The 19,647-nt window shown below is 57.9% G+C and carries 21 protein-coding genes, 1 tRNA gene and 1 pseudogene; 14 read left to right on the forward strand and 9 right to left on the reverse strand.

Annotated features, from left to right (window positions below; genetic code table 11):
- Positions 1 to 326: pseudogene (locus tag AB2L51_RS12695) on the reverse strand (ABC transporter permease); the annotation flags it as partial.
- Between the two features lie 289 nt (positions 327 to 615).
- Here AB2L51_RS12695 and truB point away from each other — a divergent pair.
- From truB to modA, 6 genes are all read left to right on the forward strand, one after another.
- Positions 616 to 1,530: a tRNA pseudouridine(55) synthase TruB gene (gene truB / locus AB2L51_RS12700; protein ID WP_395582883.1), complete on the forward strand. Its 915-nt coding sequence runs from the start codon at positions 616 to 618 to the stop codon at positions 1,528 to 1,530.
- A 23-nt stretch (positions 1,531 to 1,553) separates the two neighbouring features.
- A complete protein-coding gene (gene rpsO, locus AB2L51_RS12705; protein WP_166113406.1) occupies positions 1,554 to 1,823 on the forward strand; it encodes a 30S ribosomal protein S15 in 270 nt (89 codons plus the stop codon).
- Between the two features lie 302 nt (positions 1,824 to 2,125).
- The gene (gene pnp, locus AB2L51_RS12710; RefSeq protein WP_166113403.1) at positions 2,126 to 4,276 is read left to right on the forward strand and encodes a polyribonucleotide nucleotidyltransferase; all 2,151 of its coding nucleotides are present in this window, start codon (positions 2,126 to 2,128) and stop codon (positions 4,274 to 4,276) included.
- Between the two features lie 84 nt (positions 4,277 to 4,360).
- Positions 4,361 to 5,779: an NAD(P)H-dependent flavin oxidoreductase gene (locus tag AB2L51_RS12715; protein ID WP_395582884.1), complete on the forward strand. Its 1,419-nt coding sequence runs from the start codon at positions 4,361 to 4,363 to the stop codon at positions 5,777 to 5,779.
- A gap of 346 nt (positions 5,780 to 6,125) precedes the next feature.
- Positions 6,126 to 8,279 (forward strand): TonB-dependent receptor, encoded by a 2,154-nt coding sequence (locus tag AB2L51_RS12720; protein WP_395582885.1) that lies wholly within the window; start codon positions 6,126 to 6,128, stop codon positions 8,277 to 8,279.
- Positions 8,279 to 9,172: a molybdate ABC transporter substrate-binding protein gene (gene modA, locus AB2L51_RS12725; protein ID WP_395582886.1), complete on the forward strand. Its 894-nt coding sequence runs from the start codon at positions 8,279 to 8,281 to the stop codon at positions 9,170 to 9,172. Before AB2L51_RS12720 ends, modA begins: the two co-directional genes overlap by 1 nt.
- A gap of 19 nt (positions 9,173 to 9,191) precedes the next feature.
- Here modA and AB2L51_RS12730 read toward each other — a convergent pair whose 3' ends face one another.
- A complete protein-coding gene (locus tag AB2L51_RS12730; protein ID WP_395582887.1) occupies positions 9,192 to 9,377 on the reverse strand; it encodes a YqaE/Pmp3 family membrane protein in 186 nt (61 codons plus the stop codon).
- A 232-nt stretch (positions 9,378 to 9,609) separates the two neighbouring features.
- Between AB2L51_RS12730 and gyrA the strand changes: the two genes are divergently transcribed.
- The 4 genes from gyrA (at position 9,610) to AB2L51_RS12750 (ending at position 13,753) form a co-directional block, all read left to right on the forward strand.
- Complete coding sequence (gene gyrA, locus AB2L51_RS12735) at positions 9,610 to 12,414, forward strand: DNA gyrase subunit A (RefSeq protein WP_395582888.1); 2,805 nt, start codon at positions 9,610 to 9,612, stop codon at positions 12,412 to 12,414.
- Positions 12,411 to 12,938 (forward strand): pantetheine-phosphate adenylyltransferase, encoded by a 528-nt coding sequence (gene coaD, locus AB2L51_RS12740; RefSeq protein ID WP_395582889.1) that lies wholly within the window; start codon positions 12,411 to 12,413, stop codon positions 12,936 to 12,938. The genes gyrA and coaD overlap by 4 nt, the downstream gene beginning before the upstream one ends.
- Positions 12,939 to 12,981: 43 nt before the next feature.
- Positions 12,982 to 13,473: a peptidylprolyl isomerase gene (locus tag AB2L51_RS12745; protein ID WP_166113394.1), complete on the forward strand. Its 492-nt coding sequence runs from the start codon at positions 12,982 to 12,984 to the stop codon at positions 13,471 to 13,473.
- Between the two features lie 204 nt (positions 13,474 to 13,677).
- Positions 13,678 to 13,753 (forward strand) — tRNA-Lys (locus AB2L51_RS12750).
- A 73-nt stretch (positions 13,754 to 13,826) separates the two neighbouring features.
- Here the strand turns inward: AB2L51_RS12750 and AB2L51_RS12755 are convergent.
- The 5 genes from AB2L51_RS12755 to AB2L51_RS12775 are packed head-to-tail and all read right to left on the reverse strand — an operon-like array spanning position 13,827 to position 15,702.
- Positions 13,827 to 14,210, reverse strand: coding sequence for a hypothetical protein (locus AB2L51_RS12755; protein WP_395582890.1), 384 nt, complete (start codon positions 14,208 to 14,210; stop codon positions 13,827 to 13,829).
- Positions 14,182 to 14,589 (reverse strand): RNase A-like domain-containing protein, encoded by a 408-nt coding sequence (locus tag AB2L51_RS12760; RefSeq protein WP_395582891.1) that lies wholly within the window; start codon positions 14,587 to 14,589, stop codon positions 14,182 to 14,184. Before AB2L51_RS12760 ends, AB2L51_RS12755 begins: the two co-directional genes overlap by 29 nt.
- A complete protein-coding gene (locus AB2L51_RS12765; RefSeq protein WP_395582892.1) occupies positions 14,570 to 14,956 on the reverse strand; it encodes a hypothetical protein in 387 nt (128 codons plus the stop codon). Before AB2L51_RS12765 ends, AB2L51_RS12760 begins: the two co-directional genes overlap by 20 nt.
- A complete protein-coding gene (locus AB2L51_RS12770) occupies positions 14,931 to 15,335 on the reverse strand; it encodes an RNase A-like domain-containing protein (RefSeq protein ID WP_395582893.1) in 405 nt (134 codons plus the stop codon). The genes AB2L51_RS12765 and AB2L51_RS12770 overlap by 26 nt, the downstream gene beginning before the upstream one ends.
- A complete protein-coding gene (locus tag AB2L51_RS12775) occupies positions 15,316 to 15,702 on the reverse strand; it encodes a hypothetical protein (RefSeq protein WP_395582894.1) in 387 nt (128 codons plus the stop codon). The genes AB2L51_RS12770 and AB2L51_RS12775 overlap by 20 nt, the downstream gene beginning before the upstream one ends.
- Before the next feature lie 590 nt (positions 15,703 to 16,292).
- Between AB2L51_RS12775 and AB2L51_RS12780 the strand changes: the two genes are divergently transcribed.
- The 4 genes from AB2L51_RS12780 (at position 16,293) to AB2L51_RS12795 (ending at position 17,952) form a co-directional block, all read left to right on the forward strand.
- A complete protein-coding gene (locus tag AB2L51_RS12780; RefSeq protein WP_395582895.1) occupies positions 16,293 to 16,652 on the forward strand; it encodes a hypothetical protein in 360 nt (119 codons plus the stop codon).
- Between the two features lie 26 nt (positions 16,653 to 16,678).
- The gene (locus tag AB2L51_RS12785) at positions 16,679 to 17,143 is read left to right on the forward strand and encodes a hypothetical protein (RefSeq protein WP_395582896.1); all 465 of its coding nucleotides are present in this window, start codon (positions 16,679 to 16,681) and stop codon (positions 17,141 to 17,143) included.
- Positions 17,144 to 17,146: 3 nt separating this feature from the next.
- Complete coding sequence (locus tag AB2L51_RS12790) at positions 17,147 to 17,347, forward strand: hypothetical protein (protein ID WP_395582897.1); 201 nt, start codon at positions 17,147 to 17,149, stop codon at positions 17,345 to 17,347.
- Between the two features lie 431 nt (positions 17,348 to 17,778).
- Positions 17,779 to 17,952 carry a tlde1 domain-containing protein gene (locus AB2L51_RS12795; protein WP_395582898.1) on the forward strand — a complete coding sequence of 58 codons (174 nt, stop codon included), beginning with the start codon at positions 17,779 to 17,781 and terminating at the stop codon, positions 17,950 to 17,952.
- Positions 17,953 to 18,380: 428 nt separating this feature from the next.
- Here AB2L51_RS12795 and AB2L51_RS12800 read toward each other — a convergent pair whose 3' ends face one another.
- Together AB2L51_RS12800 and AB2L51_RS12805 are read right to left on the reverse strand one after the other, a co-directional pair.
- Positions 18,381 to 18,680 carry a hypothetical protein gene (locus AB2L51_RS12800; protein WP_395582899.1) on the reverse strand — a complete coding sequence of 100 codons (300 nt, stop codon included), beginning with the start codon at positions 18,678 to 18,680 and terminating at the stop codon, positions 18,381 to 18,383.
- 112 nt (positions 18,681 to 18,792) lie between these two features.
- Positions 18,793 to 19,593, reverse strand: coding sequence for a S24 family peptidase (locus AB2L51_RS12805; RefSeq protein WP_400922234.1), 801 nt, complete (start codon positions 19,591 to 19,593; stop codon positions 18,793 to 18,795).
- Positions 19,594 to 19,647 lie beyond the last annotated feature (54 nt).

The raw sequence follows: 19,647 nt of genomic DNA on the forward strand, positions 1-19,647 counted from the left end.
AGCAGGCGCTGGGCGGGGGCGGGCAGGCCGTCCTGCTCAAACGCCAGCCCGGCACTGGCCGCAGCCTGCTTGGCTTCCCACAGAAAGGAAATGAAGGACGAATCCCACGCCGTAATGCCTGTCGTATCCATACTCAGGCTGGTCGCGCCCGGTGGGGAGGGCGGAATATCCGCCGCCGTAAAGGGCATGACCCCGCCGTGGGGCACAGTCCACGCCCCCCGCACGCTCAGGCAGGGGCCATGCGGCCCGGTCTGCAGGGACCATGCAGGGCGCGCGGCAGGGTCTGCCGGGGCGGTGGGGGAGGAGGGGTCTGTTTGCTGGGTCATCGTTTGGGACAATGTTTAAGACACGCCACACCGTGCTGACTAGTCCCGACATGGTGAGTGCTGGCCCGCATGGTACGCTGTGCGGATGATGTGCGCCGCCTTGGTCTTGAGTTTGCTAATAATTTCCATGGTCAGGCATTTTCGTCAGCCCAGCATTGCATGGGCGCATTGCAGGGGGGCGCATGCTCGGCTAGATGCAGCCCTTGGTATGCGCCGGGTGGGTCCGGGGCGGTAACCGGGAGCTGCGCAGGCCAGCATGGCGCGCGCTCCCCCGCATACGGGAGTTGATATGCGACGCAGACGCGGGCGGCCACTTAACGGCTGGCTTATAGTGGACAAGCCCTCGGGCATGACCTCCACACAGGTGGTAGGGCGGGCCAAACGGCTGTTCGATGCGCAGAAGGTGGGCCATGGTGGCACGCTGGACCCGCTGGCGACCGGGCTTTTGCCGCTGGCTTTTGGCACGGCCACCAAAACCGTGCCTTATGTTATGGACGGCACCAAGGTTTACCAGTTTACCCTGCGCATGGGTGACGCGCGCGATAGTGATGACGCCGATGGCGCAGTGACCGCCACATCGGATGTGCGTCCCACGGATGAGCAGCTCCGCGCGGCGCTGCCTGCGCTTACGGGCGACATCATGCAGGTTCCCCCGGTGTATTCCGCTCTCAAGGTGGCGGGCGAGCGGGCCTATGACATGGCGCGTGATGGCCGTCCGCCAGAACTGCCCCCCCGCCCCGCCCGTGTGGACCGTTTTGAGCTGATCGCCCGCCCCGATGCGGATACGGCGGTGTTTGAGGTCGAATCCGGCAAGGGCGTGTACATGCGCGCACTGGCGCGTGATGTGGCGCTGGCATGTGGTACTGTTGGCCATATTGCGGTGCTGCGCCGCCTGCGCGTGGGGCCTTTTACCGAGGCCGATGCAATTATGCTGGACAAACTCGCGCCAAACGACGACAACGCGCATGCTTCTGCGGAACTGCTTCTTCCGGTCGAGACCGCGCTGGCCGACATCCCGGCGCTGGCCCTGACTGAGGAGGAAGCTGTTCTTCTGCGCCACGGGCGGGCTCTGAGCCTTCTGGATCTGATGGGACGTATCCCCCAGACCGATGCCTCGGGGACCGTGCGTGTCATGGACGCAGGGCGTGTGCTTGGCCTTGGCCGCCTGGAAGATGGGCAGCTCAGGCCAGTACGCATTCTATGACATTTTTCTGATGGAGACATGTGATGTCGATTACCGCTGAACGCCGCACCGAGGTTATTGCCGAATACCAGACCGCCCAGGGCGATACGGGTTCGCCCGAAGTGCAGGTTGCAATCCTGACCGAGCGCATCAACAACCTGACCGACCACCTCAAGACCCACGCGAAGGACTTCCATTCCCGCCGTGGTCTGCTGATCATGGTTGGCCGTCGTCGCCGTCTGCTGGACTACCTGCGTGGTAAGAGCCAGAGCCGCTACGAAGCGCTGATCGCGCGTCTGGGTCTGCGCCGCTAATTTCCGGTTTTTGTCCGCCAGTCCGGCATCCTGTCGGGCCGGGGGGCAGGCCGGGTGGTCTGTGGGGGTTTTTGTGCTGGTCATATGGCCGCCAAACCCCCATATACCGTTGTATGCCACAGGCTTTGGCACGCGGGCTCTGATGTTCCGGGTAAGGCCACGGCGTTTCCGACCACATGGCGCCTGGGCGGTGCTGCCGCCAGTCTCCATGCCGTCCGAGGCGCTGTCCGCCATTCGGTTCTGTCCCGCTGTTTGCCGTGGTTTTGAATAAAAACTGTGTCAACAGAAGATGAGAAGACAGAATGTTTAACTACTTCCGCAAAGAAATTGAGTGGGCAGGTCGTCCGCTGGTGCTCGAAACCGGCAAGGTTGCCCGTCAGGCCGACGGCGCGGTGCTGGTCACGTATGGCGAAACCGTGGTCCTGTGTACCGCTGTTGGCGCGCGTGACGTCAAGCCGGGGCAGGACTTCTTCCCCCTGACCGTCAACTATCAGGAAAAAGCCTACGCGGCAGGCAAGATCCCCGGCGGGTTCTTCAAGCGTGAGGGTCGTCCTTCCGAGAACGAAACTCTGGTCTCCCGCCTGATCGACCGCCCCATTCGCCCCCTCTTCCCCGAAGGGTTCCGCAATGAGGTGCAGGTCATCGCCACGGTGCTGACCCACGACATGGAAAACGACCCGAGCATTCCCGCCCTGATCGGCTGCTCGGCAGCACTTACCCTGTCTGGTATTCCGTTCTTCGGCCCCGTGGGTGCTGCCCGCGTTGGCTTTGCGGATGGTGCGTTCATCCTCAACCCCACGCTGGAACAGCTCAAGGAAACCGACCTTGATCTGGTGGTGGCCGGGACCGCCGAAGGCGTGCTGATGGTGGAATCCGAAGCATCCGAACTGTCTGAAGACGTGATGCTCGATGCCGTGACCTTTGGCCACACCGCCTTCCAGCCCGTGCTGGACGCCATTATTGCGCTGGCCGAACACGCCGCCAAGGAACCGTGGGACCTGCCGAGCGAAAGCAAGGAAGAAGCCGCTCTGCGCAAGCAGGTGGACAAGCTGGGCCGTAAGCTGATCGCCGATGCTTACAAGGAAAAGCAGAAGCAGACCCGCTACGAAAAGCTCAAGGCCGCGCGTGACGCCATTGTGGAAAAACTGACAGCCGCCGAGCTGGACGTGTCCGCCGCCAAGCCCATGATCAAGGACCTTGAAGCCGATGTGGTCCGCACCTCGGTGCTCAAGACCAGCAAGCGTATTGACGGGCGTGATCTTGTAACCGTGCGCCCGATTGTGCCCGAAGTGGGCGTGCTGCCCCGCGTGCATGGGTCCGCCCTGTTCACCCGTGGCGAAACGCAGGCTCTGGTTGTGACCACGCTGGGCACCGGTCAGGACGAACAGGTGATTGATGCGCTGGAAGGCGAATACCGCACCAACTTCCTGCTGCACTACAACTTCCCTCCCTACTCCGTAGGTGAGTGCGGTCGCGTAGGCTCCCCCGGCCGGCGTGAAATCGGGCATGGCAAGCTGGCATGGCGCGCCCTGCACCCGCTGATGCCCAACCGCAAGGAATTCCCCTACACGGTGCGTGTTGTTTCCGAAATTACGGAAAGCAATGGCTCCTCCTCCATGGCGACCGTTTGCGGTAGCTCGCTGGCCCTTATGGATGCCGGTGTGCCCCTCAAGCGCCCTGTGGCCGGTATTGCCATGGGTCTGATCAAGGAAGGCGACAAGTTTGCCGTCCTGTCCGACATTCTGGGTGATGAAGATCATCTGGGCGACATGGACTTCAAGGTCGCCGGGACCGAAGAAGGCGTGACCGCGCTGCAGATGGACATCAAGATCACGTCCATCACGCCCGAAATCATGAAGATCGCTCTGGGTCAGGCGCGCGATGGCCGCTTGCATATTCTGGGCGAAATGAGCAAGGCGCTGACCGAAAACCGCACGGCTGTCGCCACCACGGCGCCGCGCATCACCACCATGAAGGTGCCGCGCGAAAAAATCCGTGATGTCATTGGTTCAGGCGGCAAGGTTATCCGCGAAATCGTGGAATACTCGGGTGCGAAGGTGGATATCGGGGACGATGGGACAATCACCATTGCCGCCACCGCCGAAGACCAGACCAAAAAGGCGCTCGAACGCATTAACGGCATTGTGGCCGAGCCCGAACTGGGCCGCATTTACGATGGCAAGGTCGTCAAGACCGCCGACTTTGGCGCGTTCGTCAACTTCCTTGGTGCGCGTGACGGGCTGGTTCATATTTCCGAACTGGCGCAGGGTCGCGTCGGCCGTACTTCCGATGTGGTCAAGGATGGCGACGCCGTGAAGGTCAAGGTCATTGGTTTTGACGATCGCGGCAAGGTCAAGCTGTCCATGCGCGTTGTTGATCAGGCTACGGGTGCCGATATTACGGAAACCGTAGGCGAAAAACCTGCCCGCGCACCGCGCCGGGATGCCGAATAAGGCGCTTCCTCTGTGGAGGGGGCTTCCGCACCCCTCCACGTCGCGGACCAGATACAGGTATCTTAGAGAAACGACAGGATAGTCATGAAGGCGATTAACACGCTTCGCATGGGAGGGACGGATGTTCTGCCGCTGGTAGAGGGCGGTAAGGGCGTTTCCGTTTCCACAGGTGCATCGGCCGGGGCATGGGCGGCTGCGGGGGGTGCGGGGACGATCTCCATCGTCAATGCGGACAGCTATGACGAGCAGGGTCACCCGGTGCAGCAGATTTACCATGGCCGCACCCGCCGGGAACGGCATGAGGAGCTTGTGGACTACGCCATTCGTGGCGGCATTGCGCAGGCGCGCATTGCGCACGAGGTTTCTGGTGGCAAGGGGCGCATCCATGCCAACATCCTGTGGGAAATGGCTGCCTCCGAACGGGTGATTACCGGCGTGCTCGAAGGAGCCAGGGGTATGATCCACGGCCTGACCTGCGGTGCGGGTATGCCCTACCGTCTGGCCGACATTGCCGCCCAGTTTGGGGTGTATTACTACCCTATCGTTTCTTCCGCCCGGGCCTTCAATGCGTTGTGGAAGCGTTCGTACAGCAAGGCGTCCGACCTGCTGGGTGGCGTTGTGTACGAAGACCCCTGGCGTGCGGGCGGGCATAACGGCCTGTCCAACACCGAAAACCCCTTTGCGCCGGAAGACCCCTACCCGCGTGTGCTGGCCCTGCGGCAGGCCATGCGCGGCTTTGGGCTGGACAATATCCCCATTATCATGGCCGGTGGCGTCTGGTGGCTGGAAGAATGGCAGGACTGGATTGACAGTGCAGAACTGGGGCCGATTGCCTTCCAGTTTGGTACACGTCCGCTGCTGACCACTGAAAGCCCGATCCCCGAGGCGTGGAAGCGCCGGTTGCTGACCCTGAAAAAAGGCGATGTGTACCTCAACCGCTTCTCCCCCACGGGGTTCTACTCCTCCGCTGTGAACAACGGCTTCCTGCATGAACTGCGCCAGCGCACTGAACATCAGGTTCCGTTTGCAACCGAAGCGACGGATGAACTGACAGCGCCTTACGGTGTTGGCCCCCGCAAGCGCGAAGTGTTCCTGAAGCCCGAAGACGTGGCGCGCGTGCAGCAGTGGGAAAGCGAAGGCTTTGTTGAAGCCCTGCGCACCCCCGATTCCACGCTCATTTTTGTTACTCCCGACCGGGCTCGCATGATTGTGGCGGACCAGACGGACTGCATGGGCTGCCTTTCGGAGTGCAAGTTCTCCAACTGGAGCCAGCGTGGCCCGAGCTACAGCAACGGCCACCGGGCGGACCCACGCTCCTTCTGTATCCAGAAAACGCTTCAGGCCGTGGCCCACGCCTCCGGCCCGGATGCGGACAAGGTGATGGACGAAAACCTGATGTTCGGCGGCACCAATGCGTGGCGCTTTGGCACCGACCCGTTCTATGCCAACGGGTTTGTGCCCACGACCAGACAACTGGTCGAACGGATCATGACCGGCAGGTAAGGCCATCCCTCTGCTCCGGGCGGAGGGGTGTTCCGGGGGCATGGGCCGTTTGGCTTGTGGCCCCGCCGTTTTCCAGAATCCGTTGCGCAGACCGGGCCGCGCTGTCCGGTTATTCCGTTTTTGCAATAAGACCGCGCCTGCCAGGAATGGGGCAGGAAAACGCAGCACGTTATCTATATTCCATTGTATATATACGCCGTCTTCATTATGTTCAGGACGCTGATCTGGCATGAGCGGATTGAGGCAGCTTGAAGCGTGGCTGTATGGAGCAGTTCCGGCCGGGTCATTGCGGGCATTTCAGCAGGAATGTTGGGAAAATATTGACGCAAAAGGGTGTCGCGGATCCATGGGCCATCATTATCTGGAATTACGCCGGTTTTTTTCCGGCCACCGTCTGGGCGGTTTTCTGGTTTCGCCGCCTCTGCTGGTCATGCTCATGGGAACTGGCCATGCCCAGACGGACCCGGCGGTGGAACATATTACCGTAACCAGCCCGCTCTCCTCACGCGTGGCGGATTACCGGGTTCTGTCCACAACGCTGGACCCTTTTCACAGCGCGTCAAAGGTTGAGGTACCGTACGCAATTGATGCGGTGCCAGAGGCGCTCGCCCGGAACCAGTCCTTGCTGGACGTGCAGGAGGTGTTCAGGTTCATTCCATCCGTTCAGGGCGAAAACATCCGCCCCCAGTCACGGGGTATGCAGGCCGGGGTGGTGCAGAACACCTTTATAAACGGGCTGAACATTGCCGCGACGACGGATTACCCCATGGAGCAGTTTGAACGGATAGAGGTTATGAATGGCCCCACCAGCGGGCTGTTCGGGGCGGCCAGTCCGGCGGGTACGTTCAATTATGTGCTGAAGCGGCCGACCGAAAAAAGCCTGCGCCGGGTGCGGGCGGAATATCTGTCACGCGATGACTGGATGGGCCACATTGACCTTGGTGGTCATTTTGACCATGCGCACCGTTTTGGATACCGGCTCAATCTGGTTGAGCAGGACGGGACATATTACGCCAAAGACAGTCAGCTCAAGCGCGAACTTGCAAGCCTTGATCTGGATTTTCACCTCACACCCCAGACCACGCTGGAAGTGGACACCAGCGCCTACCATTATGTTGACAAGGGGCTGCCCGGCACGTTTGCGCTGGCAACGGGGGTGGTGTTCCCCAGTGCCCCATCCCCCCGGACGGTGGGATATGGGCAGTCCTATGCCGGGGACAATAATCTGACGATCCTGACCCAGGGGCATATTACCCACAAGATCAACAGGGACTGGACAGTCTCAGCCGGAATTCTGCACGAGACGAATGACCGCGCCTCCACGGCGGTGACCAATACGCTGCTGAACAACGCAGGGCGCTACCGCACGACGGCTGCCAACACAACCTACAGTCTGGATGCGGTTCTGAGCAATAATGTCTATCTCAACGGCCGCGTGCGCACAGGGCCTCTGGTGCATGATCTTGTTGTGGGGACAACGGGTTTTTCGTGGGATAGATATACGCCCTACAAAACGGGGGCCATTACGCTGGGTACTGCATCCCTGTCTGACCCGGTGGCGTTCGCGGAGCCGGATTTTCCGGATTTCCGCAATCGGTACCGCTCTGTCCATACGTTCCAGCAGTCCATTACATTTGGCGATAAAATCAGTTTTGGTCGTCACTGGAGTGTGCAGGCAGTTGCAAACCAGAGCTGGATAGACACCAGCAATTATAGCAAAACCGGTGTGCGCACCAGCCGCTACACGGCCAGTGGCATCAGCCCGACAGCGAGCCTGATCTACAGGCCGACCGAGAGCATGAGCGCATATTTTACTTACGCCAACAGCCTGCAACAGGGGGATAATGCCCCTGCGGGTTCGGCTAATGCGGGGCAGAGTCTGGTCCCCTATCGCAGCCAGCAATGGGAGCTTGGCTATAAGGTCCAGCTTGGAAAAGTTGACCTGCGCACGGCCTTTTACCAGATCGAGCGGCCTTACGCCTATATTGGGGCCAATAACGTGTTTGCCCTTCAGGGGAACCAGAAGAACCGTGGTTTTGAGGTCATGGCCAGTACTGTTATTGCGCGGTCCCTGACCCTGTTTGGCGGTATTGCGGTGCTGGACCCACGCCTGCACGATACGGGCTCCGCGGCGACGGAGGGGCGGAAAGTGCTCGGTCTGGCCCCGGTGGTTCTGAATGCGCTGGCGGAATACAACCTTCCGTTCTACCGGCCGATAACCCTGACTGCCGATGTCAACTATTCCGCGCGGCGGCCGGGCAACTATACAAACACCATGTACGCATCGGGCTACCTGATCGGTAACATGGGGCTGCGCTATACACGCCCTATTCTGGGCAGGACGGTAGTCTGGACGCTTAATGTCAGGAATATCAGCAACGCCAGTTACTGGGCGAATATTACCCCAAGCAGCCAGAGCGGCTATAACAGTACGGGGAGCGGCACAGGAACACTGGGCGCACCCCGCTCCATAAGGCTTTCCGTGCAGGTGGATTTGTGATGGCTCATTTCTCTCCTCTCCGGCGTTTTGCAGGCCGGGCCTGTCTGCTGGTGGGCGCATTGTGCGCTTTTGCGCCTGCCCGCCCCGCACGGGCGGATGCGGGCGGGCCGCTGGCTATTGCCGCCGCAGGCAGCCTGCGCGGGGCGCTGGATGATATTGCGCGGGAGTTTACGCAGCGCACGCACGTTCCGGTCAGGCTGACTTATGGCCCGGCAGGCCAGCTCAGCCGCCAGATTGCGGGGGGAGAGCATGCCGACATGTTCCTTTCCGCCGATACGGCGTATCCGCGCCAGCTTGTGCAGGCGGGGCTGGGGCGGGCATCTTTTGTGTTTGTCAGAAACAGCCTGTGCCTTATCGCGCCAGCGCAGTCGGGCCTGACAACGCGCAACAGTGCTGCGCGCCTGCTTGATCCGGCGGTGCATATTGGCATTTCAACACCGGGAAATGATCCGGGGGGAGATTACGCCTGGCAGGTTCTGTCCAGACTGGAGCAGGTCGAACATCTTGCTCCGGGTTCTGTCCTGTACAGGGCGCGCGCGCTGGTGGGGGGAGCCGTGGTACCACCCGTACCGCCGGGGGCCAGCCCTGTGGCCTATTACCTGCGCTCGGCGCAGGTGGATGTGTTTCTGGCGTACTGTAGCCAGCATTCCTTAAAGCCGTCGCCCGATCTGTCCTACACGCCCTTGCCAGACAGGCTGAGCGTGCCCGTGGAATATGCGGCGCTCATTCTGGATAAAACCCGCCACAGAGCAGAGGCTGAGGCGTTCGGGAAAACTTTGCTGTCACCAGAGGCGCAACGTATTTTCCGGCAATATGGATTTATCAGTCCCGGCAATGCTGTGGCGGGGCAGGGGATGCCCTCCGTCTCCGGTCCATACGGAGGAACTCCCTGACTCTGGCTCTGGCGCGTAGCTAGCGCCGTATGCGGGCGATTTTCTGGTCCGTTGTGTACTGGCTCAGCGCATAAACCGACCAGATGGCCGCCGGGACCCAGCCAATAAGCGTGACCTGCAACACAAGACAGGCAAGGCCCGCAAAAGGGCGACCAATGGTAAAGAACTGCAACCACGGCAAAAGCAGGGCAAGGATAAGGCGCATCGCGTGCAAACTCCATGTGATGGGCCATGATGGGCACAGTCCCCCGCAAGGGGCAAGGGCGTGTGTGGAGGTGGTGGTTTTATGCGGGGCAAAAAGCTGCCCGACGCTAGGAGTTTGCGGGGTTTGGTGCTAGAAAATACACCGCACCGCGGCAACCGGTGTTCAGGTGGATTTGGCGGGGCGTGCGGGCACTAGCCCACACAGCCGCGCAGCATGACAGAACGGATGAACCTTGACCGAGATTTCTGACCAGACCGGATCACCGCAGCCTTCAGACCTTGTGCCCGTGACCATTGAGGAGGAGATGCGCTCCTCCTACCTTGCGTATGCGATGTCGGTCATTGTCAGCCGTGCGTTGCCTGATGTGCGAGATGGTCTCAAGCCCGTGCACCGGCGTATTCTTTACGCCATGCACGAGAGCGGCTTTACCCACGACAAGCCTTACCGCAAGTCCGCCCGTGCAGTGGGTGAGGTCATGGGTAAATATCACCCCCATGGCGACAGCTCCATTTACGAAGCCATGGTGCGTATGGCGCAGTCCTGGTCCATGCGCGTCAAGCTGATCGACGGGCAGGGTAACTTTGGCTCGGTGGATGGGGACAGCCCCGCCGCCATGCGTTATACCGAGGCGCGTCTGGCCCGCTCCTCCACCTTTCTGCTCGGTGACATTGACCGCGATACGGTCGATTTTCAGCCCAACTACGATGAAAGCGAAAACGAACCCACGGTTCTGCCCGCCGCTTTCCCCAACCTGCTGATCAATGGCGCAACCGGCATTGCCGTGGGTATGGCCACCAACATTCCCACCCATAATCCGGGGGAAGTGGTGGACGCCACACTGGCCCTGATCGCCAGACCGGACATGACGCTCGAAGAGCTGATGGACATTGTGCCCGGTCCGGATTTTCCCACAGGCGGCACCATTCTGGGGCGTTCTGGCATTCGCAGCGCCTATGCTACGGGGCGCGGCTCCATCATCATCCGCGCCAAGGCCGATATTGAGGAAATCCGCAAGGACCGCAAAGCCATTGTGGTGAGCGAGATCCCCTATCAGGTCAACAAGGCCACCCTGCAGGAGCGTATTGCCGATCTGGTCCGCTCCAAGCAGGTGGAAGGCATTGCCGATATCCGCGACGAGTCCGACCGCTCGGGCATGCGCGTGGTGATTGAAATCAAGCGTGATGCCACGCCCGAAGTGGTGCTGAACCAGCTTTACCGCTTTACCCAGCTCCAGACCTCCTTTGGCGTGAACATGCTGGCCCTTGATGGCGGCAAGCCCCGCCTGATGGGCCTGAAGGATGTGCTGGAGGCCTTTATTGCCTTCCGCGAGGAAGTGATTCTGCGCCGCTCGCGTCATGACCTGAACAAGGCGCGCGACCGGGCCCATATTCTGGTCGGGCTGGTTATCGCGGTTGCCAATATTGATGCCGTTATTGCCCTTATCCGCGCAGCGCCAGATGCCGCTACCGCGCGGGAGTCGCTTATGGCGGCGCAGTGGAATGCCGCGGATGTGGAGCCCCTGCTGGCCCTGATCCACGATGAAGGCAACGTGGTGGTGGATGGCAAGGTCCGCCTGACCGAAGCGCAGGCGCGCGGGATTCTGGAGCTGCGCCTGCAACGCCTGACCGGGCTTGAGCGGGACAAGATCCAGAACGAACTGTCCGAAGTGGCGGTGCGGATTAACGAACTGCTCGAAATTATCAGCAGCCGCCCCCGCCGCATGGAAGTGCTGTGCGAGGAACTGGCCCGCGCCCGCGCCGAACTGGTAACCCCGCGCGTAACCGACATTACCGATTATGACGGGGATCAGGATGATGAAAGCCTGATCGAACCCGGCCAGATGGTTGTGACCATCACGCGGGAAGGCTTTATCAAACGCACGCCGCTGGATGTGTTCCGCGCGCAAAACCGTGGTGGCCGTGGCCGCACCGGGGCAGGAACCCGCGGGGATGATATTGTGGTGCGCTCCTTTAACGCGCACACGCATCAGTGGGTCATGTTCTTCTCCTCCGGTGGCAAGGTGTACCGCCAGAAGGTGTGGCGTCTGCCAGAGGCAGGCCCCGCCGCCAAGGGCCGCGCGCTGGTTAACCTGCTGCCCGACCTTGGAACAGACACCATTACCGCCGTGCTCCCCCTGCCGCAGGATGAGGAACTGTGGGAAAGCCTGCACCTTGTCTTTGCCACCGCCAGCGGGGGTGTGCGCCGTAACCGGCTGAGCGACTTCCGCAATATCCGTGTTTCCGGCATGATCGCCATGAAGCTGGATGACGGCGACAGCCTGATCGGCGTTGCCACCTGCCGCGACGGGCAGGACGTATTCCTTGCCACCCGCAAGGCGCGCTGCATCCGCTTCCAGATTACGGATGAGACGGTGCGTGTGTTCGCCGGGCGCGGGTCGTCGGGTGTGCGCGGGATCCGTCTGGCCGAGGGCGACCGGGTGATCAGCCTTGCCGTGCTCAACCATGTTGAGGCCACGGTGGAGGAACGCACAGCCTACCTGCGGATGGCCAACGCCAAACGCCGGGCCGAAAATGCAGCCGACACCGAGGATGATGCCGACATATCCGTGGTGGATGGGGATGAGGATGAAGGTGCAACCGGCACCGAAGCCCTGACCCCCGAACGCTTTGCCCAGCTTGAAGCGGCCGAAGAAGTGCTGCTGATTGTGAGTGATGGCGGATTTGGCCGCCGCTCCTCCGCCTATGATTACCGCGTAAGCGGGCGTGGCGGGCAGGGCATTACCAACATGACCTTCTCTGCCAACAAGCGCGGGACGGAGGTTTCGGCCACCCTGCCGGTGTTGCCGGGTACGGATGTCATGCTCGTGACCGATGCTGGCCGCCTGATCCGCGTGCCGGTTGATCAGGTGCGTATCATGGCCCGTCAGGCCAGTGGGGTGACCCTGCTGCGCCTGAATGATGCGGAACGCATTACCAGTGTGTTCCCGGTTATGGATGATGGTGAGGACGAAGCAGGCGAGGCGGAAGATGCGGCCCCCCGGCAGTCCTCGGATGATGGTGCCGGTCCCGCAGCATGAGCAGCCCTGCTGCCGCACCCAAACGTGTCGGGCTGTACGCTGGCACGTTTGACCCGGTAACAGTCGGCCATCTGGACGTGATCGAGCGGGCAAGCAGGCTGGTGGACCGGCTGATTATCGGGGTTGCCCGCAACCCCGGCAAAAGCCCGCTCATGCCGCTTGAAGAGCGGATCGAATGTGTGAGCGAGGCCCTGCCTGCCATCAAGGCGCGTACAGGGGGGGAGATGACGGTTGTCTCCTTCCACTCGCTTCTGGTGGAGGCGGTGCGGGCCAATGGGGCTACGCTTATTTTCCGTGGCCTGCGCGTTCTGTCCGACTTTGATTACGAAGTGCAGATGACGGGCGTAAACCGGCGGCTGGATAGCGGGATAGAAACCGTGTTCCTTATGGCGTCGGAGCGCACGCAGTTTATTTCTTCCCGTATGGTGAAGGAAATTGCGAGCTACAACGGCGATATTTCGGAGTTTGTAACACCCTATACCCAGGCGCGCCTGCTGGCCCGTCTGGCTGAACGCACGGGCTGAACCGCGTATTTGGGCGGGTGTTGCCTTAACAGGAGAGTTTCTGATGTCCACAGAAGATAAAAAAGACCTGATTTACATGGATGTGCCCGCAGGCCGCGTGGTTATCCGTCTGCGCCCCGACCTTGCCCCCAAGGCCGCCGAACGCCTGCGCACGCTGGCCGAACAGGGTTTTTATGACAACGTGGCTTTCCACCGCGTTATCCCCGGCTTTATGGCTCAGGGCGGTGACCCCACGGGCACAGGTATGCACGGTTCCGACCTGCCGGACCTGCCTGCCGAATTTACCAACAAGGCCAAGTTTGAACGTGGCACCATTGGCATGGCGCGCACGTCTGACCCGAACAGCGCGAACAGCCAGTTCTTTATCATGTTCGAGCCCTCCCCCCATCTGGATGGCCAGTACACCATTGTCGGTGAAGTGGTTGAAGGTATGGAGAACGTGGACAAGATCAAACGTGGCTCCGGCTCCTCCGGCGTGGTGAACGAGCCCGACCGGATTGCCAAAATGGTCCCGGCGGACAAGGCGGAAGCCTGATCCCACGCAAACGGCCCGCCCTGACCCGGCGGGCCGTTTTTGTATGAGCCCTTGCGAGACATGGCCGCTCATTGCGCCCGCGATAGGTCTGATGTGGCACAAAGAGGCGGAAAAATGCCTTTGTGTGCTTGACGCAGGGGGTTAATCCGGTTAGGAACAGCCCCATCACGCACGGTCTCTGACCGCCCGCGTGGTTTCATGTGTGAGCCGGTAGCTCAGCCGGTAGAGCATTCGACTTTTAATCGAATGGTCGAGGGTTCGAGTCCCTCCCGGCTCACCATTTCTCCCCAAAAAGCGCTAAAAACTGCCAATCCGCTCCGGGTTATAAAATCGCGCTGGTGAACGACCCACCTTTACATATCTGGGTCCATCTCTTTTCCCGCCTGCACCTCGGGGTCATTTTCAAAACTGTGGAGGACGGCAGACCAGAATGCCCGCAGGGTTGGAAAATTGCCCCAGTCAGGTGGTTCTTCAACCTCTTCAGTGGGACTTATGGCGATCAAAGCAAAGCTCGCATGATTGAGTTCCGCATCATTGCAAGCCAGTAAATTCTTTAATTCGTTGACTGTTTGTTGTTTGAACAGCAGGTCATGACCTTGTGGTGCATTTTCAATAACTTCTGCCAACGTATCGCCAAAGATATCAGCATCCTCGCCGAAGGAACCGGCGCCAAGATTTTTTATACGCGGGAATATGTCGCGAATATCATTATTTGTACATTCTAGCAGTTTGGACATAGTAAACTAACCCATTATGTTCTTTTTTGATAATTGTAATGCGAATATACCGTGCAGTCTTACGCAGACGATCGGCTTTTTCAATGACAACAGTCCCCATTTCAGAGATATTTTGGTCAAGCAGCATTTCCACTCCATCTTTGGCATTCCTGAGCCAGGTATCAATCTTGGAGGCGTTATTTCTGAGTACTTTGTGAATAATACGTTCGGATGCTTCCTGTGTAGTAAAGAATGAAACTACTGGAAGTTTTTCCTTTGTAAACCGACGTTCAATATATTCGTCGGTGAGAGCGGCGTGTTTTCGTAGTATATGGCCACCTACCTTGAGATTATGCGGTCGTGATTCATTACGGTCGCCATCAAAACATACTTGGGTCAATCTCTTTTCCTGCCTGTACCTCGGGGTCATTTTCAAAACTGTGGAGGACGGCAGACCAGAATGCCCGCAGGGTTGGAAAATTGCCCCAGTCAGGTGGTTCTTCAACCTCTTCAGTGGGACTTATGCGGATCAAAGCAAAGCTCGCATGGTCGAGTTCTGCTTCATTGCAAGCCAGTAAAGTCTTTAATTCGTTGACTGTTTGCTGTTTGAACAGCAGGTCATGACCTTGTGGCGCATTTTCAATAACTTCTGCCAACGTATCGCCAAAGATATCAGCATCCTCGCCGAAGGAGCCGACACCCAGATCGGCTAGACGCGGGAATAAGTCAATAATATCAAATTTAGTCAAGTCTAGCAGTTTGGACATAGTAAACTAACCCATTATGTTCTTTTTTGATAATTGTAATGCGAATATACCGTGCAGTCTTACGCAGACGATCGGCTTTTTCAATGACAACAGTTTCCCTTTCAGCGATATTTTGGTCAAGCACCATTTCCGCTCCCTCTTTGGTATTTTTGAGCCAGGTATCGAGCTTGGAAGCGTTATTTCTGAGTACTTTATGAATAATACGTTCGGATGCTTGTTGTGTGGTAAAGAATGAAAATACTGGAAGTTTTTCTTTTTTAAACCGACGTTCAATATATTCGTCGCTGAGAGCGATGTGTTTTCGTAGTATATGGCCACCTACCTTGAGATTATGCGGTCGTGATTCATTACGGTCGCCATCAAAACATACTTGGGTCAATCTCTTTTCCTGCCTGTACCTCGGGGTCATTTTCAAAACTGTGGAGGGTGACAGACCAGAACGCCCGCAAGGTTGGAAAATTGCCCCAATTAGGTGGTTCTTCAACCTCTTCAGTAGGACTTATGGCGATCAAAGCAAAGCTTGCATGGTTGAGTTCTGCCTCATTGCAAGCCAGTAAAGTCTTTAATTCGTTGACTGTTTGCTGTTTGAACAGCAGGCCATGACCTCGTGGTGCATTTTCAACAACTTCTGCCAACGTATCGCCAAAAATATCAGCATCCTCGCCGAAGGAACAGGCACCCAGATCGGCTAGACGCGGAAATATAGTGCGAATATCATGGTTTGTACATTTTAGCAGTTTGGACATAGTAAACTAACCCATTGTGTTCTTTTCGATCATTGTAATACGGATATACCGCGCAGTCTTGCGCTCCATCTTGGGCATTCTTGAGCACTTTGTAAATAATATGTCCGGCGGGCTTCCTGCATAATAAAAATGAAATGACTGGGTATTTTTCCTTTTTTAAACAGACGTTCCATATATTTGTTGGTTGGAGCGGCTTATTTTAGGAGCATATAGTCACCCACACTTGAGAGTGTGCGGTCGTCTTCTGAGGGGGTATCCCTCGTGTTATGGTCAGGTTTGCGCGGTGGGTATTGTTGCTGGGATGTGTGGCAGAATAAAAAACAGTGTTTATGCGCGCAAAGTGTGGCATAGGTTTTTTATCGTCGCCTGTTCTGCGCCCTTTGGGGCAATGCCGTAGCGTTACGCCAGACACGCAAGACACCCCTTTTACCCCTGCCGCTTTATACCCCTTGCTCACCTGTTCCTGCCTGTCAGGGGCAGGTTTTTTGTGTTCAGGGTATGGAAGAATTCCATGCGCGGCATGCGGGGTGTGGCCTTGGGTCTGGCGGGCAGTGGGCAGACGATCAATCCGTCAAATGGAGGTTCTGAGCATGGCCGATACAGGCCACAATGTGCCCGCTATGGGGTCCGTCACGCGCAATACAGCCAAGGTTGCTGCGATTATTGCTTTTATTCCCTCGTTTTTTTCTGTTCTGCCACAAAACGTGGCGCTTGTTATCTGCGCAGGTATGGTCACCTGTGCGGCCATAACGGCTGCTGTGCCCGCCCCCGTGCACGGGCGACTGCTGGTTGCGCTGTACCAGATGGTGCGGGTAACAGGGCTGGGAGTGCAGTACGCTATGCCGTATATGGCTACTCATCTGGTCAAGACCCCATCTGCCAGCGAGCCCGCTGCGGAGGCTGATGCTGCGGCCACGGAATGTGTGGTTGCAGAGAAAACCACACCGTAAAAATTTTCCTTTCAGGAACAATAAGTATGAAAAATCATGTCAAAGCGGGCAGCCTTGTGGCGCTGTGCCTGCTATGTTCGTGCGCGCAAACCGCGCAGGGCAAGCTGCGTCAGGCGGTGTATGATACGGCCAGTGCGTACCACCTGCTGGCCAGCCCCATGCCCGATGTTATGGCAGGGCATGTGCCCGGCGTAAACCTGAGTGCCGGGCAAAAAGCCCTTGCCCGCAAGGCCAGCCAGAGCGTGTTGGACGAACTGAGCGCGCTTGAGCAATCCATACAGGCCGGGAATACGCTGGCCGAAACAGCCGTTGCTGCCCTGCAGGCGGATTTTGCCGCGTTTTCCACCTGCTGGAGCGGGCTTACCGGGGGGAGCACTCCGGCTGCGTGTACTATGGCCACGACTACAGGCACGGCAACAGACACGACTACCGTGACGACAACCACGCAGACCGATGCGGATATGTCCGTATCCACCAATGGGAAGGAATGAGCCATGACCGCAGCAGAAATTAGCGTCATACTGGGGATTGTGGGGACTGTGGTCTCTCTGGCAGAAAAATACGGCCCCGAAGCGTATGACACGGTTTTGAGCGCCATTGAGCAAAGCAAAAGCGGTACAGGCCCGAGTGATGCGGATATTGCGGCGCTCTTTGCCAAATGTCAGGCTGACAACACGGCTATTCAGGCATCATGAGTGTGGATTTTGAGTGTGGCATGATGCTGGGCGGGGGGCTTGTCGGGCTGGTGGGGGTTGCGCTGGCCGTAACACTGCGCCTGCTCGCCCAGCGTGAGGATAGCTGGCCAGATTAGGTGTTTAGTCCCGGGTTTTGTGCTGGAAGGGCTGTCTTGGCGCGTGAAAAAACATCCGCATGAATGGCCGCTTATCGATAATTCCATGCAGAATAGATCAATTTTGCGAATGTCCTTTCAGGAGGATGAGTGTATGCCTTGGGAATATAGCCACTCTACAGATGTTCTAAATTCAACAACACCATGACTGTTGGTGGTCATGCAGGCATAGGAATAGGAAAAAAACCAGCCAGACAACGAGGCGGTTCATAACACTGGTCCTATTCCTTGTGGTCCGTACTCCATTGGGAAGACATTTCGTCAGGCGCATATAGGATGCGCCTGACTCCTATAAACGGCACCAATGTTTACGGAAGAACGGGATTTATGATCCATGGAGAGAGTGCAGGTCATTCTGGAGAAGCATCAAATGGATGTATTATCGTCAAACCTGATTCGTGGCAGCGGATGTGGAGCAGCAATGATCATATTATAAGAGTAGTAAGATGAAATATTTATACTTGTTTCTGTCTTTCGTATTCACAAATTATGCTTATGCTCAATCCCCACCAGCTTGTGAGCATTGGCCAAAAACTATGGCCCTTATGGGTATGAAGAATGCAGGAATTGTTGATCCAGATAAGATAAATGAAGATAGGACAAAAGTTGTTCTTTTTGCATACTAAGATATACTAAACTGTATTTTTAAAGTAATATATAATATCACTTATTTTTTCAATGATGGGAAGCATATATTTGAAGTTATTACTTCGCGTGAATCTTCTTACGAAGAGTGTTCTATGTCTGATGTTACGACATTTCTTATTGCTGGACACATAGAGTGATTCTTGGCCGGTTCGTCAGTGCAAAGCGATTGGGTTGACGAAGATGGTCCCGCTTAATACGCAGCACTCATCCACGCGAGGCTTCGCGTGGCGTTACCTCAAAGGCTGTTGTTGGCGTTCCAGCAGGTCACGCACGGTTTGTACGATCTCGCCTATGCTTTCCTCGCAGTAACGGTGCTGGTCGGCGGCAAAGGTGGTGTTGGTGTAAAAAGGCCATTGCAGGCTGTGGCTGGCCGCGCGCAGGTGCAGGATGGCCTGCTCGTAACGGGCGAGTTCCTGCGCCGTGGCGCTGGGCAGCGTATCGGTGCTGAACAGGCCGCGCCGGGCAGCATGGGTATAGGCATCGACCTGCGCCGCGTGGCGGTGGTCGGGGCAGGGCGTGTGCGGCTCCAAAGTGTTCTCCCTCAACAACACGTGGTCAGTATGTGCGTAATAAACGCACAACGCAAGACCTGATAACACGCATATGTGCGTGGGGGAGTGCGCGCTTATGGGGGGCTGAATGTTACTTCCATGTCCATTTGCCCACAACGCGGCCGTTAATGCTGATTTCGTCCAGTGTGAGTTCGTAGGTGGAGTAGGCGCTGTTAATGCTCATGATCCGCACCCGCCGGGGCTCCTCCATGCCGGGGATCAGTTCCAGACGTTTGAGCACAAGGCCAAACCCGTCCCATAGAACGTACACTCCGGGAGGGGAGGGAATACGGTGGGCTGTGTCCACCAGCACCCTGTCTCCGGACTGGTAATCCGGCTCCATGCTGTCCCCTGCCACGCGTACAATGGCCAGCGTGTCTGGTGTTTCGGAAAAAGCCGCAACGTAGCCACGTGGCAGGGTCCAGTGTTCCACCGGGCGCAACCCGTCCTGCGGAGCGCACAGAACCGGCACACAGCCCGGCCCGGCCGATGTGATGACATCATATTCAGGTATGGCAATGCGGCCGGAGCCCGCCGGGGGCCGAGCATCGGGCTGGGGGGGGGCTGGTGCGGGGGCAGGCTGGGGAGCCACTCTGGCTACAAGGCCGGCTTCTCCCATGCTCACCCCGGCAAGGCTCCATACCTCGTTGGCGGTAATGGGTGGGTCCCCCCGGCCATTTAGCAGCGGCACCATGGATTTGACCATGGGTAAGGGCAGCACATCCTTTTTGTAGGAGGTCTCGTACATGCGGTAGGAGGAAAACTTCTCTCCGTACCCCAGGTTGCGCGCAAACTCACGAATCGTATAACCGGCGCGCTCGCGCAGGGTTTTAAGCCTGTCCGTGATCCGATTCTGGTTCATGTCTGCATTGTGGTCAAAAGTGTCGTGCATGTCAGTGCGTAAAAACCGCTTGCAGTTTGTATTTTTAATACGCACATTATGTGC

The sequence above is a fragment of the Acetobacter fabarum genome (assembly GCF_040702925.2).
GTDB classification, from domain to species: Bacteria; Pseudomonadota; Alphaproteobacteria; order Acetobacterales; family Acetobacteraceae; genus Acetobacter; species Acetobacter fabarum_B.

What these genes read in the sequence shown, in the direction of transcription:
- coaD (WP_395582889.1), top strand. Translation starts at nt 12,411, where the DNA reads ATGAGCAGCCCTGCTGCCGCACCCAAACGTGTCGGGCTGTACGCTGGC.
- AB2L51_RS12785 (WP_395582896.1), top strand. Translation starts at nt 16,679, where the DNA reads ATGAAAAATCATGTCAAAGCGGGCAGCCTTGTGGCGCTGTGCCTGCTA.
- pnp (WP_166113403.1), top strand. Translation starts at nt 2,126, where the DNA reads ATGTTTAACTACTTCCGCAAAGAAATTGAGTGGGCAGGTCGTCCGCTG.
- AB2L51_RS12715 (WP_395582884.1), top strand. Translation starts at nt 4,361, where the DNA reads ATGAAGGCGATTAACACGCTTCGCATGGGAGGGACGGATGTTCTGCCG.
- rpsO (WP_166113406.1), top strand. Translation starts at nt 1,554, where the DNA reads ATGTCGATTACCGCTGAACGCCGCACCGAGGTTATTGCCGAATACCAG.
- AB2L51_RS12745 (WP_166113394.1), top strand. Translation starts at nt 12,982, where the DNA reads ATGTCCACAGAAGATAAAAAAGACCTGATTTACATGGATGTGCCCGCA.
- AB2L51_RS12795 (WP_395582898.1), top strand. Translation starts at nt 17,779, where the DNA reads ATGCGCCTGACTCCTATAAACGGCACCAATGTTTACGGAAGAACGGGA.
- AB2L51_RS12730 (WP_395582887.1), bottom strand. Translation starts at nt 9,377, where the DNA reads ATGCGCCTTATCCTTGCCCTGCTTTTGCCGTGGTTGCAGTTCTTTACC.
- AB2L51_RS12805 (WP_400922234.1), bottom strand. Translation starts at nt 19,593, where the DNA reads ATGCACGACACTTTTGACCACAATGCAGACATGAACCAGAATCGGATC.
- AB2L51_RS12790 (WP_395582897.1), top strand. Translation starts at nt 17,147, where the DNA reads ATGACCGCAGCAGAAATTAGCGTCATACTGGGGATTGTGGGGACTGTG.
- AB2L51_RS12755 (WP_395582890.1), bottom strand. Translation starts at nt 14,210, where the DNA reads ATGTCCAAACTGCTAGAATGTACAAATAATGATATTCGCGACATATTC.
- truB (WP_395582883.1), top strand. Translation starts at nt 616, where the DNA reads ATGCGACGCAGACGCGGGCGGCCACTTAACGGCTGGCTTATAGTGGAC.
- AB2L51_RS12765 (WP_395582892.1), bottom strand. Translation starts at nt 14,956, where the DNA reads ATGTCCAAACTGCTAGACTTGACTAAATTTGATATTATTGACTTATTC.
- AB2L51_RS12780 (WP_395582895.1), top strand. Translation starts at nt 16,293, where the DNA reads ATGGCCGATACAGGCCACAATGTGCCCGCTATGGGGTCCGTCACGCGC.
- AB2L51_RS12775 (WP_395582894.1), bottom strand. Translation starts at nt 15,702, where the DNA reads ATGTCCAAACTGCTAAAATGTACAAACCATGATATTCGCACTATATTT.
- AB2L51_RS12720 (WP_395582885.1), top strand. Translation starts at nt 6,126, where the DNA reads ATGGGCCATCATTATCTGGAATTACGCCGGTTTTTTTCCGGCCACCGT.
- modA (WP_395582886.1), top strand. Translation starts at nt 8,279, where the DNA reads ATGGCTCATTTCTCTCCTCTCCGGCGTTTTGCAGGCCGGGCCTGTCTG.